Raw genomic sequence first — 21,624 nt, forward strand, 5'->3', positions numbered from 1 at the left:
GTGTGCATCGTCGCCGGTCACTACGTACCCTATTCGTATCGTTTTTTCAAGCCTGACAATGGGCAATGCATGCGATTTCGCATACTAGGAAAAATCGGCGTCTATGGTGGCCTGACTCTGTGTCGCGCGCGATAATGGGAGGTATGGCAGAACATACCCAACTTATTGATGCAATTAACATCCGCACCGCCGTACGCGCCTACGATGATGAGCCGATCGACGACGATACGGCCCGCCAGCTCGAGATGGCGCTTCAGCCGATCAACTTACTCGGCGATCTCAACATTCAGCTGGTGCGCGACCAGCCCAAGGTGTTCGCCGAAGCCAATGCTTCAGGTCATCTGACCAATGCGGCGAATTATCTGGCCATCGTCGGCCCCGCGAACGATGAGGAAGCCAAAGAGCGTGCCGGCTTCTATGCCGAACGCATGGTGCTCACGGCCACGTTGCGCGGCCTCGGCACCTTATGGGTCGCCGGCTCATGGGACAAGGCGGAGGCGGCCAAGCATTGCCGCGTCACCTCTGGCCAGGAGCTGTATCTCGGTGTGGTGATCGGGCATCCGAAGAATCATCTGGATTATCAGGCGAAATCCTATGAGGAGCTATGCGAAGCGCAACGCACGCACCGCGCCACCAAGACCTATGAGCAGTTCACCGCCACAATGAGCGATGAGGGGCGCGAGGCCGCTCCGGATTGGTTCAAGTCCGGCGTCGAGGCTGCGATGAAGGCGCCGAGCGCGATGAACCGTCAGCCAATCACCTTCTCGTATAATCCGGCCGACGATACCGCCGCCGCGCATATCGATCAGAGTGCGGAAGATGAGCATCACGCGTTCAATGACATGGGCATCGCCAAGCTGCACTTCCAGATCGGTGCCGGCCAAGGCCAGTGGGCTTGGGGCGACGGTGGCCTGTTCATCCATAAGTAACCTGTAGTGACCCCCCTCATAGAGGGGAGCCACTACTACGGCTACTTCAGCGACGGCATGGGCTTCCAGGTGGGGTCGTGCATCAGCTTGCGCGAGTCCCACCAGCCCTTGGCAATCTGTACCAAACCGGTCTTGAGGTGCTCGCGATCCACCATCACCAGGCGAATGACTTCCTTGGCCGCGGTGAGCACGGTACCCAGTCCAAACACCAGCGGACGGAAGTCACCATAGGTCATGAAGTACCGGGCCATGTATCCGCGGTTGCGCATGATGTGATACCGGTTCATGTCGGATGTGGAGTTGAGCTGGCGCACGCCGGCGATATCCCAATTGCCGATTTCGCGCGTACGGCGCAGGATCACGTCGGGCACCACAATCGGGTTGGTGACCTTGCTGGCGCGGTAGCCATACATCGTGTCATCCCAGTAGATGAAGAAGCGCGGGTCCGGCAGACCGATTTCCGTAACCACACGGCGGTTGAACAGGCCGCCTTCGAAGCACAGCGTGTCCATCACTCGGTATCCGGCCGGGCCGAATGCGGCGGGCGCAATCGGGTTCGGGATGCCCAGCGGCACAATGAAGTCGTACTGCCAGTAGAACGGGCCGCCATCGTAGTCGAATCGGGAGCCCTGAATCACCTCGTGCTTGTCGGTCCACTTGGACAGCTTGGCAATGGCGTCCGGCAGCACGGCCACATCGTCATCCATCACCCAGAACCATGCGGCACCCAGCTCGTAGGCTTTGGCCACGCCGGCGGAGAAACCGCCCGCACCACCCAGGTTCTCGGTCTGCGGCGCATAGACCACACGTTCTTCGTTACCGGACTGGTCGGCCACGGTGGTGCCCCATTGGCCGGTCACCTTGCCGGCAAACGCAGCGACCATGTCCGCCGTCTGATCGGACTGCTCATTGTCCACGATGACAATGCGCCACGGTGCCTGTTCAAGCGCCAGAATCGAATCGAACAGTGTCTCAAGCAACTGCTGACGTTTGTAGGTGGTGACGATCAGGGCAAGCTTGTCGATGGTGTTGTTGGGTTTCTTCACTTCAGCCATGGCTCCCATTGTTGCACTTGACCGGCACAAGACGAATTTCTGCACAGTGAAACGCGGGTTGCATACGTCCGGCGCATGGCGTATGAATAAGCCTGTCAGTTTCAGGGAAGGTGCAATTCCTTACTGGCGGTAACCTGCACCCCGGGTTTCATAACGGGGATGGCAGGAAGCCCGCGACCCGCGCAAGCGGCTGATCCGGTGAGATTCCGGAGCCAACGGTATAGTCCGGATGGAAGAAACGAGGGCTCATTATGAGTGTATCTTCGCGTATTCGCATGCAAGTTGTTCGTTCTGTGGCACCCGAGGCCGAGGGTTCGGCCAGCACGTCCACCGCCAGCACCAGCGCCAAACTTGGCTCACACACCACTGGTGTGGCCGATTCTGGCCGCTGGTCCACGCGCCGTATCGCCATGTATGCACTGTTCGTGGCGCTGGCGATGGTCACCAGCTTCATTGAATTCCCGATTACGCCGGTCACTTGGCTGAAGTACGACCCGTCCGGCATCGTCTGCCTGATTGCCGGCTTTGCGTATGGCCCGGCCGCCGCCGCAATCGTGTCTGTGCTCGGCTTTGTGCCGCACATGTTCGCCAATCCGTGGGGTTCGCTGATGGCTGTGCTGGTGGCGCTGTTCCTGTCTGTGCCGGCCGCGTTCATCTACCGTAAGATCCGTACGCGCAAGGGTGCCGCCATCGGCATTCTGGTGGGTGCGGTGCTGGCCATCGTGGTGGCGCTGGTGAGCAACCTGATTGTCACGCCGATTTACGCGCACATGACCTACCAAGCTGTGGCCGCGATGATTCTGCCGATTCTGCTGCCGTTCAACGTGGCTAAGATGGCGATTCACGCCGTGATCACCTTCCTGATCTACAAGCCGATCTCCAACCTGCTGTCCAAGCAGCAGTGACTGGCCTGAGACGGGCCGATGCCCGCCACGACTAACGACCACTCAAAGACCACTCAAAGAACCAGAACGCAGAATCCCGGCACGGGCCGGGATTCTGCGTTTTCGCCTATCAGTTACGGATTGCTGTTTCATGACCGTTGCACCCCATTCCTTCGACGCCGACGAGTTCCACGATTCTGCCGAACCTCACGCTTCCGCCGAGCCTGCCTCCCCCGCCGCCGTGCTCAAGGACATTCGTTTCAGCTATGACCGCGGCACCTCATGGGCTTTGGATGGCGTTTCACTCACGGTCCATGCCGGCGAGCGCCTATGCTTGGTCGGTCCGAACGGGTCGGGCAAATCCACGTTAGCCCGTCTGATTGCGGGATTGACCGCGCCGGACGGTGGTGAAGTGACGTTACTGGGGCAACGCGTGTACGCAGCCGGCCCGAATGCCGATGCCTATCGTGCTGCCCGCCGCGGCATCGGTATGGTGTTCCAGAATCCCGAGGATCAGCTGGTCACCACCGTGTTGGAGGATGACGTGGCCTTTGGCCCGGAGAATCTCGGGCTGGAGCGCGAGCTCATCGGCGAGCGTATCGTTGATTCATTGCAGGCCGTGGGGTTGGCGAACTTACGCCAGTCCGACCCGACCCGTATGAGCGGCGGGCAGCAGCAACGCGCCGCCATCGCCGGCATGCTGGCCATGAACCCGGCAATGCTGGTATTGGATGAGCCGACCGCCATGCTGGACGAATCCGCACGCGCCGAAGTTATGCGCATTTTGGATGATTTGCAGGCGCGCGGCACCACTATTGTGCATGTCACGCATCATCCAGATGAAACCGTTCATGCCGATCGCATCGTGCACATGGAGGCCGGGCGAATCATTGGTATCACTGCAGCCGTCGATAATCGATCCCCGCTAGCGGAGGCTGTCTCGCAAAGCGAGACTGAGGGTAGTATCGGCACAGAAGCCGCCCCCAGTCGCCCTACGAACGACAGCCCCCGCCAGCGGGAGCGCGAAGACGGCTCCGAACTGCCGCTGCTCTCCGATGGCATCGGTGATATGACGAACCCCATTATTCGCGTCTCGCATCTGATCTATCGCTATCCTTCGGCCAAACGGGCGGTTATCGATGACCTGTCGTTCACCATCGCGCGCGGTGAAACCGTGGCACTGATGGGCGTGAATGGTTCGGGCAAGTCGACGCTGGTGCGCATGTTGTGCGCACTGACTGCGCCGACCGCCGGCAGCATCGAAGTGGCCGGTGTTCCGGTGGCCTCGACCGGCAAGCGCGGTCGCAACGTGCGCCCGAAGTCGGCGAATCGCAAGCAATTAGCGCAATTGCGCCGGCATGTGGGTTACGTGATGCAGCATCCAGAGCATCAGCTGTTCGCTGACACGGTAGCCGAGGACGTGGCGTACGGCCCACGCAACCAAGGGCTTGGCGAGACCGAGGTAGCCGACCGCGTGCGCGAATCACTGGAACTGCTGCATATCGGGCATCTTGCCGACCGCTCCCCCTTCGACCTGTCCGGCGGGCAACAACGATTGGCAGCCATTGCCGGCGTGCTGGCTTGCAATCCTGACGTGCTCATCATGGACGAGCCGACCGCGAGTCTGGACGCCCAAGCCAAGAAGCGTATCCATGAGCTGTTGCGCACGCTCAAATCGCGTGGCGTGACCGTGCTCATCATCACCCATGACCGGGAGGAGGCCGAGCAAATCGCCGACCGCGTGGTCCGTATGCCGATTGCCGCCCCCGCATCCGGCGGCCCCGTCACGGCCACCGTCACCGAGCCGGCCGTATCCTCCAACGGCCCTGCGCACTCAGTGATACACCGACTTGACCCGCGCGTGAAGATGGTGGGCTTCCTGGCCGCCATGTTCACGATGTTCGCGGTGAACACGCCAACCCAGCTCGCGCTGGGCATCGCCATCACCCTGGCCGTTATCGCGGCGGCACGCCTGAACCCGTTACGGGTGCTTGAATCCATTCATCCGATTCTGATCCTGCTGGTGCTGATGGGCGTGGTCAATCTGTTTGTGGTACGCACCGGCACGCCGGTGGTGGCGCTTGGCCCGCTAAGCATCACCGATCAGGGCGTGACCATAGCCGTGCTGTACGCCTGCCGTTTCGCATTGGTAATCATTCTGGGCGCGGTGTTCCTCACTACCACCACGCCTACCGCCATGACCGACGCCTTCGCCACCTTGATCAGTCCGCTCAACCGGCTCGGTATCCATGCCCAAGAAATCGCGCTGGTCATGAGTCTGGCATTGCGATTCATTCCAACGCTGACCGACGAGACCCGTGCCATCGTCGACGCCCAATCCGCGCGTGGCGGTTCCATCGAAACCGGTTCGCTGGCCCAGCGTATCAAGGCGATGAGCGCGATTATCGTGCCGATTTTCGCCGGCACGTTGCGTCACGCGGACAACCTGAGCCTCGCACTTGACGCCCGCTGCTACGAGGAGAGCATCCGCCGCACCCACTGGCGTGCCCTGACCATCGCCGCGCAAGATCTCGTGTTCGCCGTCGCCGTCATCGCCTACATCGCCGCCATCATCGCGCTGTAGGGCGGCAAACAGCACAGACAGCACCGGTTGCTATGCTGGTGTGGTTATACGAAAGATGTAAGGAAATTCCCATGGCATTGACCAAGAAGCAAATCAAGCAGCTGCGCGCGATGGCAAACTCGCTGAAGCCCCTGTTCTATGTGGGCAAGAACGATTTGACCGAGTCGGCCGTCAATCAGGCCGATGAAACCATTGAGAAGCACGAGCTCATCAAGTGCGCCGTGCAGGACGGTTCTGGCCTGACCGCCAAGGAAGCCGCCGCCGAGCTTGCCGAGCAGCTGAACGCCGAAGTGGTGCAGTCCATCGGCAATCGTTTCGTGCTGTTCCGTCGCTCCCGGCGCGACGATGTGGAGCATATCCGCTTGGTGCGCGAGTAGCGTTCGCCCCGCTCGATCCCGTAGCTTGATATGAGTAATGGCGGTTGGAATCAGTCCGATTCCAACCGCCATTACTCATATTCGCCCAGCGAGCACCGTCACTGATCCAAGATGGACCCGACGATTCCCGCAACAATGGTCAGAACCAAGGACCCCAGTACCGACCACCAGAAACCGTGTACGAAGACGCCCACGCCGAACAGACTGACCGCCAGCCAGCTGGCGAGTCGCATGAACAGCCAATTGATAATCAAGGTGACCAGCCCGAGAGACAGAATCGCAAACGGCAGTGCGATCAGATGCACAATCGGCTTGATTGACGCATTAATCAGCGCCATGAACAAAGCGAACGCGGCGATGCCGAGAATCGGAGGCTCCCCCACCGGGGTCATGCCGGGAGTCACCGCGACCATGACGGCGGCGGCGATAGTCATAATCAACCAGCTGGTCAGGAAACTTCTCATGGCCCAATCGTAGCGCGGCAGGTTTTACTATTGGGCAAAACATGAGATGATGTTGTGCAGAAACGGTAAGAAGGTATTGCCGTTCCCGATTGAGAGGGGACTGACCCGCATGACTGATAATCAACAACAACCGTACGGTTCGGACAGTGTTCCGCAGCCGGCACAGCCCGCACAGCCGGCACAACCGTCTTACGGCCAAGATGCCGCACAGCAGCCGCAGGGCTATGGCGCCCCACAGCCCGCCGCATACGCTCAACCCGCCGCCGGAAGCTACGGCCAGCAGCAACCGCAATACGGCCAGCCCGCCGGCGCATACGCTCAGCCTCAGTACGGCCAGCCGCAGTACGGCCAGCCCGCACAGCCCGCAGCGGGCTACGGCCAGCAGCCCGGCTATGGACAGGCTTACCAGCAGCCGAACGCCTACGCGCAGCCGCAATACACCGCCGCTCCGTATGCCGCCGCCCCGGTGGGGCAATCGTCCAAGTCCAAGCTGGCTGCCGGCCTGTTGGGCATCTTCCTCGGCGGACTTGGTGTGCACAACTTCTATCTCGGCAACACCGGCAAGGCCGTGGCCCAGCTGCTGCTGACGCTTGTCGGCTGGATTCTGCTCGGACTTGGCCCAATCGCAGCCGCCATCTGGGGCTTTGTTGAAGGCATCATCATTCTGTGCAGCAAGCCCGGCTCACCGTGGCATAAAGACGCCAACGGCTACGAACTATCAGACTGAAACTAACCTCGGGCCACGTTCATTGGGCCCCTGATCAACCACGCCTCTGCAGGTATCATCTCGATGCCGCAGTCGCAGCGGGATGCGACACGCCGGCCGTGTACATGAGTTCATGTACACGGCCGTTTTCTTTGTTGCTTTCACCCTCAAAACAAACATTTATCATGTTCACTTTTGCAAGATATGAACATCAGACATCACAGACTACCATAACTTCCCAATTACATTACCAATAGATTAATAACCGGCAAAACGGCTTATATCCGCCATTTTTCATGCTAGGCTTTGAAACCAGCACATCAACAAAGTGCACAATCCTTTTCTACAGAGAAGGTAACATGTTGTTCAATTCATATGTGAATCGAACAATGCCAGTACTTCCCTAGGTGCTTGCTTGGGGAACGCCATGCTGAAAGGAACACATTATGGCGGAGGGAAAAGTCATCATCGTCAACCCGGATATGTTCGGCAAGGACCCGGATTCGAAAACAACCAAGGCCAATGAAGTGGCCAAGAGCTTCGGCCTGAGCGACGCGGCGTTGGCCGAGGTCGAGGACTTCAAGGCACAACTCACCAAACACAACGCCTGGGATCTGCCGTTCATGGGATACGTCAACGAGGATGGCTACGGTTACGCCTACGTGCCCGGTGCCGCCGTGGTGTACGACCCGTACTGGGACGCCCACCAAGCATTCCTGGCGCTGCCTAAGGACGTGCAGACCGCATTCGCCATTCGTATGCTGTTCACGCACCGTCCGGTCGACCGCTATGGCGCCAGCATGTTCCTGCATTACCAGCGTGGCTTCAACGTGAAGTTCGAGGGTATCGGCGCGAACCAGTACTGATTGGTACTGACTATCAACCATCTTTTTCGGATTGCCCGATAAGGGGCGTATAACAACGGTGTTATACGCCCCTTATCTGTATTCAGTGTCAGGCGATGGCCGCCCGCCGCCCGACACAGGCGAATCAGTATCGCACGAGATTCAACAGTTCCTGCTGTTTGGCATAGCGGGAAACGTTGGTCAGGGCGATGCGGATGATGTGTTCGGAAGTCTTTTCCAAATGATTGCCGCCGGCCACATGCGGGGTGATCAGGCAATGCGGCTCATCCCACAACGGACTTTCCGCCGGCAACGGCTCAGGCTCGGTGACGTCCAATCCGGCACCGTGGAGCCGTCCATTGTGCAAGGCGTCAGCCAAGGCCTCGGGATCGATGGCGTCGCCACGCCCGGCATTAATCACGATGGCTGTGGATTTCAGACGACCCAGACGATCCGCATTCAGCAGATGATGGGTCTGCGGCGAGCGCGGCACCGCCATCGCCACCACGTCTGCCAATGGCAACAGCGTCTCCAGCCGCTCGAAGCCATACATCTTTTCAATGCCCTTGGCCGGCACGTCCGCATGACGGCGCACGCCGAAAGTACGCATACCTACGGATTGGGCAAGCTGAGCGAAATGCGACCCGATGTCACCGACGCCGATAATCAGCGCGATGCCACCTTCCGGGCTCAATACCGGTCCTTCATCCTGCCACTGATGATCACGCTGATTGGAGGCATACCGGTTGAGGTTCTTCATCAATGCCCACATGGTGGCGAACATGTGTTCCGACACGCTTTGGCCATACGCGCCGCTCGCATTGGTGACCATGGTGCCGCGAGGCAGCACACCCGGGCAGATGTACGCATCCACACCGGCGCTGAAGGTCTGCAACCATTCAAGACGGGTGTATTGGGAAGCCTGCGAGACCGGAAAGTTGCCGATGACTGCGGTAGCTCGGGAGCGAAGCTCCTCGGGAACAGCGGCCGACCAGACCATGTCGCCGCGGTGCGCTTCGTCGCCCACGAATTCCTGCGGCACATCGCGAGCCGCCTTGGCGAAAGCCCGCCGTTCTCCTTCGTTGAGTGGCAGGCAGTTGACAATCAGCTTATGCGTGTTCTCAATACCCATGGTTCACCAAACTAGGCGGCAGGGCAGATATTATCGCGGTTTCCTCATGCTGAACCAATGCCGAACTGCTACCGGACCAATGCCGAATCCGCCCCATCAAACCCCACCAAACCAAGGGACAACCCATTGCGCATCGACCGTAGCGTCCGCCCCGAACCGTACACTCACAGGTGGTTTTGTGATTCCATAGCGTGCAGCCAAGGCAGTACGATTGCCGGTTTATCCGCACGCACAGGTACCTACGCCGGTTGGTAAACCTTACATTCCATACCTTGCAACCGAACGTTTAGGAGCATGTATGCCTGAGCAGCATATTGATAACGAGAAGATTCCCACACGTCTTATCGGCGCGATTGTGGCTGTCGGCTCACTTGCCTTCATTGGCATTCTGACCGAAACCGTGATGACCGTGCTTTTCCCCGCACTGATGCGCGAATTCCATGTCGACACGGCCACTGTGCAATGGATTACCACGATTTATCTGTTGGCGGTGGCCGCTACCATGCCCATCAGCTCGTTTTTGAAGCGCCGATTCGCGCTGAAAACCATTTTTCTTGCGGCTGTGATTCTGGCCATCGTTGGCTCGCTGATCATGATCGTCGCCCAAGCCTTCCCGCTGCTGATTGTCGCCCGCATTATTCAGGGCATTGGCTCAGGCGTGGCCACGCCGTTGATGATCAACATCATCCTGGAGCAGTCTCCTCGTTCGAAAATCGGCCGATTGATGGGCGTAGGATCGCTGGTCATTACCGTGGCTCCGGCCATCGGCCCGACCGTCGGCGGCGCGGTGACCACAGTGCTACCGTGGCGCGCGATTTTCGTCATCGCCATTCCGCTGGTGCTAATCGCAGCATGCATCGGCATGAAGTGCATTGAGCAGAAGACACCGACCGAGGCTGCCTATCTTGACCCGATTCAGCTTGGGTCCATTGTTGTCGCGCTGGTCGGTCTGGTGCTGGCGCTCAACCAAGGTGGCGTGGCCATCAGTGCGGCGGTGTCCGGCAAGTCAGCCACACGCTCCGGCATTATCGCCATTGTCAGTCTGATTGCGGGCCTCGCCTTGTTGATCGTGTTCGCCATGAGTTCCAAGCGTGCCTTCTCCCCGCTGCTGCGCCTTGGCATTCTCAAGGATCCCGCCGTACTGTTACACGCCTGCGCATATCTGCTGCTGCCATTGGTCGCCATCGGCTACGGCTATGTCATCACCAATGTGGCACAGCTCTCGCTCGGCACCACGGCATTTGTGGCCGGCTCTCTGGTGCTGCCCGGCGCACTGGTCGGCGCTGTCTGTGCCCCGCTTGGCGGCTGGTTCTACGATAAGTTCGGCGCGGTCAAGCCGATTCTGATTCCGCTCGGCATCGCTATTTTGGGCCCAGTGCTTATGCTGGTGTTCTCGATGCAGCTTACGCCCGTGCTGCTCGCCGGATTCTATTTCATTTTCGGTCTGTTCTATTCCATCGGCAATGCGAATGTGATGACCAGTGGCCTGTCGGAGGTCTCTCCCGAGTTCAAGCCGGACGGCAACGCCATTTTCAACACGTGTCTTCAGTTTGGCGGCGCTGCCGGTACCGCACTGTTCTCCACGATTCTTTCCGTGGCTCAGGCCGGCGCAGGAGAAGAAGGCACCGCTGAGTTTGCTCACGCCACTGCCGTCGGCGGCACATGGACGTTTGCAACGATGACGGTTATCTGCCTGATTGGCTGGTGCTGTCTGGCCACCGCGTTCCGCATTCGCGCGGCACGTAAGCGTGCATAAATCCGATCATCAATAGAGTCCCAGCTTTCCAAACACGTGTGGGGCGTGCCCCGGGAGAACCCCGGGTCACGCCCCACACGCTAATGAAAGGAAGAAAAGGAGAAAGAAAGCTTTGGCGGGCAGTGCCGGCTGCTGTGACCTTGCCATCACAGCAGCCGGGCTGATCCCGCCTATTCAGTTATGGTGTGTGTCGTATTCGGTGCGGAGACCGAGCGGGCAAGCCCGCTATTTTTTATCTCCGCCGACCGCCATCACCGCGCGCTGAAGCACAACGAAGACGAGGATCATGAGACCGATAACGATGGTGGTCCATTCGGCCGGCACACCGAAGTCAGAGGTGAGCGGATCGAGGATGGAGCGGACCAGAGAGCCGAGCACGGAGCCGAGCACGTAGCCGAAGCCACCGGTGATGATCGTACCGCCGATGACCACGGAGGCAACGGCGTCGAGCTCCCAGCCAACACCCACAGTGTTCTTGGCAGAGCCGATGTTTGCAGTGTACACGATCGAGGCCAGGGCGGCGAGAGTCGCAGAGGTCAAGTAGATGATGTACTGCGTGCGCTTGACCGGCAGACCCATGAGTTCCGCGGAGGAACGGGAGCCGCCGATGGCGTAGATGGTGCGTCCGGTGCGGGTATGGTGCAGGAAGACGTAGCCGAAGACCACAACCACCAGTGCGATGATCACGCCGACGTTGAAGGACAGATCGTTGGAGATCTTCGGATTGTCGATGATCTTGATCACGTTGGAGATGAACGAGAAGTCATTGCCCTGCGGGAAGGTCAGCGAGTCGGTGGAGATGATGGAGGCAAGACCACGGGCCAGGAACATCGTCGACAGGGTCGCGATGAACGGCTGCATGTTGAATTCCTCGATCAAGGTGCCGGCCAGCAGGCCGAACACAGCGCCGATGAGCAGCATGATGATCATGACCAGGAAGGCGGGCACGCCGGCGTTCGCCAGCTTCAGGCCGACGACTGCGGTGATGGCCACGATAGCACCGACAGACAAATCGATACCACCGGTCAGAATCGGCAGGGTCATGGCCACAGCCAGAATAATCAGGTAGGCGTGGTCAATGAACAGGGAGGAGATGAAGCCCAGTCGAATGTAGGTGCCGAACAACGCCTGACCCATGATGATCATCAGGATGAAGATCACCACGGCCGCGAGGGTCGGGATCATCTGACGATCGAGCTTGAAGCCCTTCTTGGGAGCCTTCACTTTGTTTGCCGTAGCTGTTGTCATGCTGCCACCGCCTTAGCTTGAGCCTTGAGCGCGCGCTTGCGTTTCATATTCGCGCTCAGGTTGTGAATCTTCGGAGCCTGCATCACGCAGATCACAATCACAACGACGGCGAAGAAGGCCGGAGTTGCCTCGGCGTTGACGCCCAGGGTGATGATGGTCTTGCGGATCATGGCGATAATTACAGCACCGACAGCAGAGCCGGCGAGGGAGAACTTACCACCCAGCAGTGAAGTACCGCCGATGACGACTGCCAGAATGGCGTACATTTCGAGGTCCTGACCGGTCTTAACCACGTCGACACGCATCACGGATGCGGTGGCGAACAGACCAGCGATGGCCGCGAGGAAGCCGGAAATCGCGTAGACGAGGAAGAGGATCTTCTTCGGCTTGATACCGGTCATACGGGAGGCTTCCTGGTTGATGCCCACGGCCTCAATCATCATGCCCATAGCGGTCTTGCGGCACAGCAGGCCAACGAGAATCACAATGATAACGGCGATGACGAAGTTGGCGGGAATGCCCAGAATAAAGCCGTTGGCGAACCACTTCAGCGGTTCGTTGCCAGCAACTGCGGAGGCGTCGGTGTTCTCACCGGAGGTGATGACCTTGGCCATACCACGGCCGGCGAGCATCATAATCAGGGTGGTGATGAACGGCTGTAGGCCCAGGAAGGAAACCAGAGCGCCGTTGACGCAGCCAATGGCCAGACCAACAGCCAAGGCGATGAGGATGGAGAGCCACACGTTCATGCCATTGGACAGGGTCTGCATGGCGGCGGCACCTGCCACTGCCATAACGGAACCGACCGAAAGGTCGATACCGGCGGTGGAGATAACCAAGGTCATACCGGTTGCAATCATCAGGTATCGGGCAGATTCCTGGAGCATGGTGATCAGCGGGCCGGCCAGACCACCGGTGTTGCTGTTCCAGCTCAAAGCCAGGAAGTCATGCTGGAAGATGGTGCAGATGATGACCAGAAGAATGAATGCGACGATCGACCAGGTCAGGTTACTGCTCAGCAGCTTCTTGACAAAGTTGTTGCCCTCGGCTTTTGCCTTTTCAGCCATCTCATGCCTCCTTTCCGGTGTTTACGTTGGTGTTAGCGATGGTTTCGACGATGGTCGCCTGAGAGACGGTGTCGTCGTTTTCGATTTCTGCGATCTTGTGGCGGTCCTTGAGAACCTCGATGTCGTCGGACAGACGCACGACCTCTTCAAGCTCGGAGGAGATGAAGACAACGCCCATGCCCTGAGAAGCCAGGTCAAGCACGACCTGCTGAATTTCAGCCTTGGCACCGATATCGATACCACGGGTCGGCTCGTCCAGAATCAGCAGCTCGGGGTGCGTGGCCAGCCAACGGCCAATGAGCACCTTCTGCTGGTTGCCGCCGGAGAGATTCTTGACCGGGCGATCCGGGTCGGCGGGACGAACGTTGAGTTCCTTCATGTACTTGTCAACGATGGCGTCCGCTTCCTTCTTGGGAATCGGCTTGAACATACCGCGCGTTGCCTGCAGGGCGATAAGGATGTTCTGGCGGACGGTCAGGTCGCCGATGATGCCCTCATCACGACGGTTTTCGGTGGAGTACGCGATCTTGTTCTTCAAAGCCGTGTACGGATCGGAGATGTTGACCTTCTTGCCGTTGAGCGTGTAGGTACCCGAATCCGGCTTGTCGGCACCATACAGGAGTCGACCAAGCTCGGTACGACCGGAGCCCAGCAGGCCAGCGAAGCCAACGACCTCACCCTTGTAGATGTCAACATCAACCGGGTTGATGGTGCCCTTCTTGCCGAGGCCCTTGACATCGACGATCGGCTTCTCGCCAGGGGTGATTTCACGGCGAGCCTTCTTGGCACCAATCTGGGACAGCTCGGCGGCGGACTTACCAATCATCATGCCGATGAGTTCGTCGCGCGGGGTGTCCTTGGTCATGACCTCCTTGATGAACTGGCCGTTACGCAGAATGGTCAGACGATCGGTGATCTCATAAATCTGATCGAGGAAGTGGGAGACGAAGAGGATGGCCACGCCCGAGTCACGCACCTTGCGCATGATCGCGAACAGGTCCTTGACCTCGTTGGCATCCAGCGAAGAGGTCGGCTCATCGAGAATCAGCACCTTGGCGTTGATGACCATAGCGCGGGCGATGGCGACCAGCTGCTGCATAGCGATGGAGATGGAGCTCAGCGGAGTGTGCGGGTCAATGGATTCGAGGCCCATCTGTGCCAAATACTTCTTGGCGGCCTCGTGGGTCTTCTTCCAGTCGATGCCGAAGGGGCCGCGCTTTTCGTGGCCCAGCATCACGTTCTCACCGACGGAAAGGTTGGTGCACAGGTTCACTTCCTGATACACGGTGGCGATACCGGCGTTTTGTGCGTCGAGGGTGCCGTTGAACTGCTGAGGCTTGCCGTCCACCATAATGGAGCCGGCGTTGATCTTGTACACACCGGTCAGAGCCTTAATCATGGTGGACTTGCCTGCACCGTTCTCACCCATCAGGGCGTGAACTTCGCCCGGGTAGAGAGTCAAATCAACACCATCCAAGGCCTTGACGCCCGGGAATTCAATCGTAATGCCTTTCATTACGACGATGGGGTTTTTATCTGTCATGTCTTTGCCTTAAACGAGAATGAAGTGTTATCGTTTTGTGATATTTGAGCCACACATGAGTGATGGTGTGGAAGGAACATCCTTCTCACACCATCACATCAATTATTTGGTTCAGTTATCAATGAGTCGCAGCAGACTTATCAGTAGGCGCGGGTGTTGTTGTCCAGAGCTTCCTTGGCGGAGGCGGCGTCGAAGGTCTTGGACTCGATCTCGATGTCCTTCTCAACGGTCTTGCCATCCAGGTAGTCCTTGACGGCCTGAGCGGTTTCCTTGCCGAAAATCGGGTTGTACTCGATCACGTAGGAGAGGTCGCCATCAACAAGAGCCTGCAGAGCGTTCTTGGTACCGTCGATGGTGATGATCTTGACCTTGCCCTTGAGGCCGGCGGCGTCAACAGCCTGAGCGGCACCGAGGCCCATCTCGTCGTTCTGAGCGAAGATGAACTGCGGGTTGTCGGACTTGTACTTGTCGAGCAGACCAGCGGTCACGGTCTTGGCCTCATCAGTGGACCAGTTAGCGGACTGGGACTCAAGAACCTTGACGTTGGAGGCAACCTTGTTGCCCCAACCAGTGCCACGATCCTTCACCACGGACAGGCCGGCAGGGCCTTCGAGGATGAAGCCGTTGGCGCCATCCGGGAAGTTCTTGTTCACGAACTCGGCAGCCTGCTCGCCGCACCAGACGTTGGACGGTCCGATGTGAGCAACGATGGCCTTCTTGGCCTCGGCGTCCTTGACGTCCACGTTACGGTCAACGGTGAAGACCGGAATCTCAGCCTCAGCGGCCTTCTTCAGGGAGTCATCCCAACCGGAATCCTCGGTGGAGGACAGGATGATGGCGTCGACTTCGTCGTTAACGAACTTGTTGAACGCCTGAATCTGCTTCTGCTGATCGTTGTTCTGGGTCGGAGAGTAGGTCAGGTCAAAGCCGGCATCCTCGAATGCCTTCTGAATGTCCTTCTCGTTGGCGGTACGGAAGCCGCCCTCAGGACCGACAGCCACGAAGCCAACCGTCTTCTTGCCGGAGTCCGAGCTGCCACCTGCGTTGCTGGAACCGCATGCGGCAACGCTGACAAGCGCAGCAGCAGAAGCAACGAGGGCAATGGCCTTCTTCCAATTCTTCATAAATACTCCTCCTCGAGCAGTGTTTATTTTTTGGATGATCTTTCATCCTGTTTGGTGACTGTTCGTCATCGACAGCCTCTAGTATGACGCTCACAGGCCAAATGTTCAATCGCATGCGATAACAGTTTGATAACAGGTTTATAACAAATTAATAACAGTGGTTCAAAAATGGCGTCGCAACACTGTTTTGCCTTGATAACAGACCAATAATAGTGATTGGTTGCGCAGCGGCAATGCCGCTCGCCAGCCGAGCGACAAAGCCGTTGCCTCATACAACAAGAAAGGTTATTATGAACACTGTTTTTCTTATACCATCTACTGCGCACCGAGGGCAGTGACCTGGCTATCGGCGATGGTCCAGGAACCGTCGAGTGAGCCAGAAACGGAGCGAACAATACCCAAATCGTCCACAATGGCCAGGCGACGGGACAGGCTAATCTGCCCCGATGCCATCGACGTTATGGTTCCATTAGGCAGACGCTGCGCATTGGCCGGGCCTGGTGCCATTTGACGCCATGCCTCTTGTTGTTCGCTGTTTCCCTCAGGAGGTGTGGTGGCGTACACCAGATTCAGATCGTTGTAGAACGTGAGCATGGTGACGTGTCTGAGCACACTCACTTGGGTGGCCGCTTTGCTCAGACCGCTCAGTGTTTTATCACCGTTGCGCGCCACACCGGTCATCATCACGCCGTTCGTGTCCTCGCCCTCGACTGCCAACGCCAATCGGCACCCTTCCGGAGAAACCGCCAATGCCACAATGCTGTCGGCAGCGCCAAGCCAATCAAGCTTCAGATCGGTTTCCTTACCCCCATCTGACACATGCAATTCGCGCCCGTTCTCGGATACAGCCCATACTTCGCCATCCAGACCTTCGGTAATCGATCGCATCGACTCGCCGGAGAACATCACCCCACAGGACGCACCATCAGATTTCAGGCATTCGACGACACCGTCCGCACGCAACACCGCACCGCCGGATGAGGAAAAAACGAAGCCCCGAGCATCGTCATATCCGGGGGCCTCCCCTACACGCAACGGACTGGAGCTGGCCAGGGAAACGATATGACCACCGGTCAACGTGTATACGCCCGCTGTCGGCTGCTCGGTAGTAAGTTTCACATTTGCGTCGGCATCAGAATAGTCCACTCCGTCGCCGGTAATCTTCAGCGCGTATTCGGCATTGCCGTCGCCCATAGTCAGACGGATGCGATGTACCAGCAGGCCTCGTTCTTCCTCATTCAACGCATTGATACCGCTGTTAAGGTGTATCTCCACCACATTGTTCTTCACCGGCACGCTGTCGACCGCGAGTTTGATGGTAGACAAGCCGGCGCCTCGCAGCACTCCTTCCAACCAGGAGGGTGCATCCGAGAGCACTTCACCGACTGCCTGGGTGCGCCAGTTGCGCCAGCTCAACCAACGAATATCCGGGATAAGTTGCTTGCCGGAAGTACTCACCTGATACACGGATACTTGGCGGAACACCTGTTCAAAATCTGCGGTGGAAATCACCACGCCGCTTTCCAATGACGAGATGCGCCATTGGCCGCTTTTCTTCATCAGCGTATAGGGAAGCCTGCGCGTTTGGGTGCTGTTTGACGGCGTGTATACGCCATGCGAATCCAAGGAACCCACCACCTGAAGTTCCACTTCCACAATCAGTGAGCTTTCCGCACCTTGTGGCGCGCTTATGGTGTTGGCGCGTCGGCGGAAATCAGGCGTACCGCTGTAGACCAGTGCCGAGGAATCGCCATTCCATCCGGCCGACGCCGAACCGGTCAGAAACTCACGGGCCACACGGTAGCCATCGGACTGTACGCCGGCAGGCATGGCATCATAGAACCCTTTGACGATGGTTTCCGGCTGCGCATCGTCCGCAGGTCCCTGAGGATTGGTGTAAACACGCTGGGTCTGCTGTTCCACCGGTGCCAGAGTCTGCACCGAGCCGCTAATCGGCAAACCGAACGGACTTGAGCATGCCGTCATCGTGACGCAACAGACTATGGCCGCGCCTGCGGCGGCAATCGTTCTGGTCACTCGTCTCATAGCGGCCTCCCCATCATCGTGTCGCGGCGAACCTCATGATAATCATGTGTGACTTGGCTGGTGGCCACACCAAACCCACCGGTAATACGCAGGTCATCGGGCGTTTCAGAAGCAAAATTCACCGGCAGTTCAGCGTCCGCCACCTCACCTTGGTCGGGGTCACGCGGCAGCAATACCAAGAACCAGGTGCCCTCCCCCACTGCCGAACGTACACGGATAGTACCGTGGTGCAGCAAGGCATCAGTCATGGCGATGGCCAAGCCCAATCCGGTGCCGCCGGTAACGCGCGAACGTGAAGGGTCGCTTCTCCAGAATCGATCGAATACATGAGCGACTTTGTCTTCGTCGATACCAACGCCATAGTCGCGAACGCTGATGGCCACGGCTTTGCGGTTGGCCGCGACACGCACTTCGATCGGCCGGTCCTCAGCGAAATCGACGGCATTGGCCAACAGATTTCTGACGATGCGAATCACTCGACGCGAATCGATACGAGTCAAAACCTGCACATTGGGCAGATACGTGTGAATCGGCACCCGTTTGGCTTGGGCGATGCCGGCAACTTGGTCCACTGCCGTTTCAATTGGTTCGCATAAATCGGTTTCCACAAGGTCAAGTGCCGCATAACCGGCATCGTAGCGGGAGATTTCCAACAGATCGGCGAGCATGTCTTGGAATCGACTGATCTGGCCGGCCAACAGTTCGACCGTACGCTTGGTGGAGGGGTCGAAGCCGTCTTTTTTCATTTCGAGCAGGTCGGAAGCCATACGCATGGTGGTCACCGGGGTGCGCAATTCATGACTGACGTCGGACACAAATCGTTTCTGGAAAACGCTTGCTTCCTCCAGCTCATCAATCTTCTGGTTGAGCGCATCAGCCATCGTATTGAAGGATTGCTGCAGCACACCAAGCTCATCCTTACGATTCACGGTAACGCGCATATCGAGATTGCCGGAGGCCAGTGTTTCCGAGGCCGCTGCCACTCGTTCAATCGGGCGCACGATGCCACGAATCACCAGCCAGATTACTACGCCCACCACGATGGACAGCAACGCACAGATGACCACCAGACTGAGCTGAATCTGCGTCAAGGACTGCTGCTGGAACGTGTACGAATAAATGGCGAAGAATTCGAGGTTGCCGGCCACGCCAAAGTCCAATACGGTGCCGAGCACCGCTGCGGGCGTCCCGCTGCCCGACATGCCGGAATCACCGGGAATTTCGACCGGCTGATAGAACACGCTGTCATCCAAGTCGGAGGCCACGGACGAACGGATGTCATCAGAAATCAGACTTTGATAGCTGGGTTCGGTGGATACGGGGATGATGGCACGCGAGTTGGTATCACGACTCCACAAATACACACCTATCAGGCTGGAGGGCCCCTCGGATTGCAACGAGGACGCCAAGTCATTGACCAGCTGCTGGATCTGCACTGTGGCGGAGACATCGGCCGCGTCCAGACTGGTTTGGGCCTGCTGCACCATGTTTGAATAGTCGGCACGCGACTGCGAAGTGATTTGGGTAAGCAGCGAGGCGCGCACTGATACCATCGATACGCCAGAGAAGACGATGGCCACGGCCAGTGTAAGAATCACGGTGAGGGCCACGGTGCGGGCCTGCAGCGAGCGACGAACTTCAGCGCGTCCGTGGCGCAGCAAGCGTTTGAGGCTGAATCGAGGGCGCAGGTTCATTGTTCAGGAGTGACGAACTTGTAGCCGATGCCACGTACGGTCTGCACGATTTGCGGGTTCTCGGGGTCGTCCTCCACTTTGGCCCTAAGGCGTTGAACATGCACATTGACCAGGCGCGTATCGCCGGAATTCTCGTATCCCCAGACATTCTTGAGCAGGCTGGAACGACTGATGGCCTCGCCGGCGGCGGCCGCAAGCATGAACAGCAGCTCGAATTCCATCGGAGTAAGATTCAGGTCCTTGCCATCCTTGGTGGCGGTGTGTTCCAAACGGTCGATGACGATGGATCCGCGTTCCAGATGGTTGACGTTTGCATTGCCACCGCTTGCGCCACCGGTGGCACCGTCTTCGGCGGCCGGCTTGGCGATGCGGAAGCGTGCATGGATACGCGCCAGCAATTCGGCCACTTTGAAGGGCTTGGGCACGTAGTCGTCGGCCCCGGCTTCCAAGCCGGCCACGACGTCAAGTGTGTCTGATTTGGCGGTGAGCATGATAATCGGCACATTAGAGGTAGCTCTGATGCGGCGGGCCACCCCCGTGCCGTCCAGCCCGGGGAGCATAACGTCAAGCAGAATCAAATCGGGCTTGACGATGGGGAACATTTCCACAGCCCTCAGCCCGTCCAGGCAGGTCACGGTCTGGAATCCCTCGTTTTCCAAAACAAGACTAAGCATTTCGCCGATGGCCTGATCGTCGTCCACGATGAAGATGGTCGCCATGGTGTTTGTCTTCCCTTTCCCACTGTTATTGTTGCGTTACACTTTACTCCCCTATGTTCATTTCTGTTCGGGTTCCCCGCCATGCAACATCGGGCGAATCTTGGCAAGACGCTGGCTGACTTCGTGTTCGTAGCCGCGATCGTTGGGATGGTAGTACTCGGTGCCACGCAGCTCTTCGGGCATATATTCCTGTGGCGCCACGGCACCGGGCCAATCGTGCGCATACTTGTAGCCCTCGTGGTTGCCCCACTCTTTCATAAGCTTGGTGGGGGCGTTCCTCAAATACAGCGGAACAGCGCCGATCTTGCCGGCATCCACGTCCGCGAGCGCCTGGTTAATGGCGTTATAGCTGGCGTTTGATTTGGGCGCGGTGGCCACGGCAATCGTAGCTTCGGCCAAAATAATACGTGCCTCGGGCATGCCGACCAGCGCCACGGCCTGCGCCGCGGCCACGGTGACCTGCAAAATCTGCGGGGCGGCCATGCCGACTTCCTCGCTGGCGGCGATCATGATGCGACGGGCGATGAAGCGCGGATCTTCACCCGCTTTCAGCATGCGTGCCAGATAATGGATGGCGGCATCCGGATCGGAGCCCCGCATGGATTTGATGAATGCGGAAATCACGTCGTAATGGTCATCGCCGTCTTTGTCGTAGCGCACGGTGGCGGTGTCCATTACCGTAGCCACGATTTCGGGGGTGATGATGGGTCGGCGTGCGCCCTTTTTGCGGGCTTCGTCGCCAGTGACCGCGCCAGCCGCGGCCTCCAGAATCGTGAGACTCTTGCGTGCGTCACCACCGGCCATGCGCACGATGTCGGCGATGGCTTCGTCCGTGGCTTTGACCTCGCCCCTGAGACCGCGGTCATCAGTCAGCGCGCGCTGCACCAGTTCGATGAGCTGATCAGGCTCCAATGACTCAAGCTTGACGACCACCGAACGGGAGAGCAACGGTTTGATGATGGAAAAGCTCGGGTTCTCGGTGGTGGCGCCGATAAAGGTCACGTCGCGGTTTTCGACGGCGGGAAGCAGCGCATCCTGCTGGGATTTGGAGAAGCGATGTACCTCGTCGATGAACAGTACGGTTTCCTGGCCGCGTGACACGAGCCGTTCGTGAGCGCTGGTGAGTACGTCGCGCACGTCTTTGACGCCGGATGTCACGGCGGAGAGTTCCTCAAACACGCGGCCGGATTGGCCGGCCACGATGGTGGCGAGCGTGGTTTTGCCGACGCCTGGAGGGCCGAACAGGATTACGGAGCTCGGCGCGGTGAGACTGCCTTTGCTGGCCGGATTGGCGAGGCGGCGCAGCGGCGAGCCCTGGCCCAACACCTGCGTTTGGCCAATCACCTCGTCCAAAGTGCGTGGACGCATGCGCACCGCCAACGGCCGCGTCATCGACTCCGGCGCATCAGCCGCCCCAAACAAATCGTTCTCACTCATAACGTCCTATAGTA

The 21,624-nt window shown here is 58.5% G+C and carries 18 protein-coding genes and 1 riboswitch; of the genes, 7 read left to right on the forward strand and 11 right to left on the reverse strand.

Annotated elements, in window-relative coordinates; all coding sequences use genetic code 11:
* Positions 1–143: 143 nt before the first annotated feature.
* Positions 144–929, forward strand: a complete 786-nt coding sequence (locus tag Q5H31_RS00430; RefSeq protein WP_007053236.1) for a nitroreductase family protein — start codon at positions 144–146, stop codon at positions 927–929.
* 41 nt (positions 930–970) lie between these two features.
* Here Q5H31_RS00430 and Q5H31_RS00435 read toward each other — a convergent pair whose 3' ends face one another.
* Positions 971–1,993: a glycosyltransferase family 2 protein gene (locus Q5H31_RS00435; RefSeq protein ID WP_007054002.1), complete on the reverse strand. Its 1,023-nt coding sequence runs from the start codon at positions 1,991–1,993 to the stop codon at positions 971–973.
* An 84-nt stretch (positions 1,994–2,077) separates the two neighbouring features.
* Positions 2,078–2,229: riboswitch (FMN riboswitch) on the forward strand.
* A gap of 6 nt (positions 2,230–2,235) precedes the next feature.
* Here Q5H31_RS00435 and Q5H31_RS00440 point away from each other — a divergent pair.
* The 3 genes from Q5H31_RS00440 to Q5H31_RS00450 all read left to right on the forward strand — a co-directional run bounded on the left by Q5H31_RS00440 (position 2,236) and on the right by Q5H31_RS00450 (position 5,829).
* Positions 2,236–2,889 (forward strand): ECF transporter S component, encoded by a 654-nt coding sequence (locus tag Q5H31_RS00440; protein ID WP_007053234.1) that lies wholly within the window; start codon positions 2,236–2,238, stop codon positions 2,887–2,889.
* 130 nt (positions 2,890–3,019) lie between these two features.
* Positions 3,020–5,452 (forward strand): energy-coupling factor transporter ATPase, encoded by a 2,433-nt coding sequence (locus Q5H31_RS00445; RefSeq protein WP_302457368.1) that lies wholly within the window; start codon positions 3,020–3,022, stop codon positions 5,450–5,452.
* A 71-nt stretch (positions 5,453–5,523) separates the two neighbouring features.
* Complete coding sequence (locus tag Q5H31_RS00450; protein ID WP_007053232.1) at positions 5,524–5,829, forward strand: YhbY family RNA-binding protein; 306 nt, start codon at positions 5,524–5,526, stop codon at positions 5,827–5,829.
* A 98-nt stretch (positions 5,830–5,927) separates the two neighbouring features.
* On the opposite strand, the gene Q5H31_RS00455 is transcribed toward Q5H31_RS00450, so the two are convergent.
* Entirely contained in the window at positions 5,928–6,293 is a 366-nt protein-coding gene (locus Q5H31_RS00455) for a phage holin family protein (RefSeq protein WP_007053231.1), read from the reverse strand.
* A 49-nt stretch (positions 6,294–6,342) separates the two neighbouring features.
* Between Q5H31_RS00455 and Q5H31_RS00460 the strand changes: the two genes are divergently transcribed.
* Together Q5H31_RS00460 and Q5H31_RS00465 are read left to right on the forward strand one after the other, a co-directional pair.
* A complete protein-coding gene (locus Q5H31_RS00460; protein ID WP_008782692.1) occupies positions 6,343–7,020 on the forward strand; it encodes a TM2 domain-containing protein in 678 nt (225 codons plus the stop codon).
* Between the two features lie 425 nt (positions 7,021–7,445).
* Positions 7,446–7,865, forward strand: a complete 420-nt coding sequence (locus Q5H31_RS00465) for a hypothetical protein (RefSeq protein WP_007053229.1) — start codon at positions 7,446–7,448, stop codon at positions 7,863–7,865.
* A 124-nt stretch (positions 7,866–7,989) separates the two neighbouring features.
* Here Q5H31_RS00465 and Q5H31_RS00470 read toward each other — a convergent pair whose 3' ends face one another.
* Positions 7,990–8,976 (reverse strand): D-2-hydroxyacid dehydrogenase, encoded by a 987-nt coding sequence (locus tag Q5H31_RS00470; protein ID WP_007053228.1) that lies wholly within the window; start codon positions 8,974–8,976, stop codon positions 7,990–7,992.
* Between the two features lie 298 nt (positions 8,977–9,274).
* On the opposite strand from Q5H31_RS00470, the gene Q5H31_RS00475 reads away from it, so the two are divergent.
* Positions 9,275–10,732: an MFS transporter gene (locus Q5H31_RS00475; protein WP_007053998.1), complete on the forward strand. Its 1,458-nt coding sequence runs from the start codon at positions 9,275–9,277 to the stop codon at positions 10,730–10,732.
* A gap of 225 nt (positions 10,733–10,957) precedes the next feature.
* Here the strand turns inward: Q5H31_RS00475 and Q5H31_RS00480 are convergent, their stop codons facing one another.
* The 8 genes from Q5H31_RS00480 to Q5H31_RS00515 form a co-directional block, all read right to left on the reverse strand.
* Entirely contained in the window at positions 10,958–11,980 is a 1,023-nt protein-coding gene (locus tag Q5H31_RS00480; RefSeq protein ID WP_007053225.1) for an ABC transporter permease, read from the reverse strand.
* Positions 11,977–13,047, reverse strand: coding sequence for an ABC transporter permease (locus Q5H31_RS00485; RefSeq protein ID WP_007053224.1), 1,071 nt, complete (start codon positions 13,045–13,047; stop codon positions 11,977–11,979). The genes Q5H31_RS00480 and Q5H31_RS00485 overlap by 4 nt, the downstream gene beginning before the upstream one ends.
* A 1-nt stretch (position 13,048) precedes the next feature.
* On the reverse strand, positions 13,049–14,590 hold the full coding sequence (locus tag Q5H31_RS00490) for a sugar ABC transporter ATP-binding protein (protein WP_060662284.1): 1,542 nt from the start codon (positions 14,588–14,590) through the stop codon (positions 13,049–13,051).
* Positions 14,591–14,730: 140 nt separating this feature from the next.
* Positions 14,731–15,714 (reverse strand): ABC transporter substrate-binding protein, encoded by a 984-nt coding sequence (locus Q5H31_RS00495; protein WP_007053222.1) that lies wholly within the window; start codon positions 15,712–15,714, stop codon positions 14,731–14,733.
* Positions 15,715–16,029: 315 nt separating this feature from the next.
* Positions 16,030–17,760, reverse strand: coding sequence for an LpqB family beta-propeller domain-containing protein (locus tag Q5H31_RS00500; RefSeq protein WP_302457369.1), 1,731 nt, complete (start codon positions 17,758–17,760; stop codon positions 16,030–16,032).
* Positions 17,757–19,454: an MtrAB system histidine kinase MtrB gene (gene mtrB, locus Q5H31_RS00505; RefSeq protein WP_302457370.1), complete on the reverse strand. Its 1,698-nt coding sequence runs from the start codon at positions 19,452–19,454 to the stop codon at positions 17,757–17,759. The genes Q5H31_RS00500 and mtrB overlap by 4 nt, the downstream gene beginning before the upstream one ends.
* Entirely contained in the window at positions 19,451–20,173 is a 723-nt protein-coding gene (mtrA, locus tag Q5H31_RS00510; RefSeq protein ID WP_007053219.1) for an MtrAB system response regulator MtrA, read from the reverse strand. Before mtrA ends, mtrB begins: the two co-directional genes overlap by 4 nt.
* A gap of 57 nt (positions 20,174–20,230) precedes the next feature.
* On the reverse strand, positions 20,231–21,610 hold the full coding sequence (locus tag Q5H31_RS00515; RefSeq protein ID WP_131210635.1) for a replication-associated recombination protein A: 1,380 nt from the start codon (positions 21,608–21,610) through the stop codon (positions 20,231–20,233).
* Positions 21,611–21,624 lie beyond the last annotated feature (14 nt).

Source organism: uncultured Bifidobacterium sp. (genome assembly GCF_959020155.1).
GTDB lineage: Bacteria > Actinomycetota > Actinomycetes > Actinomycetales > Bifidobacteriaceae > Bifidobacterium.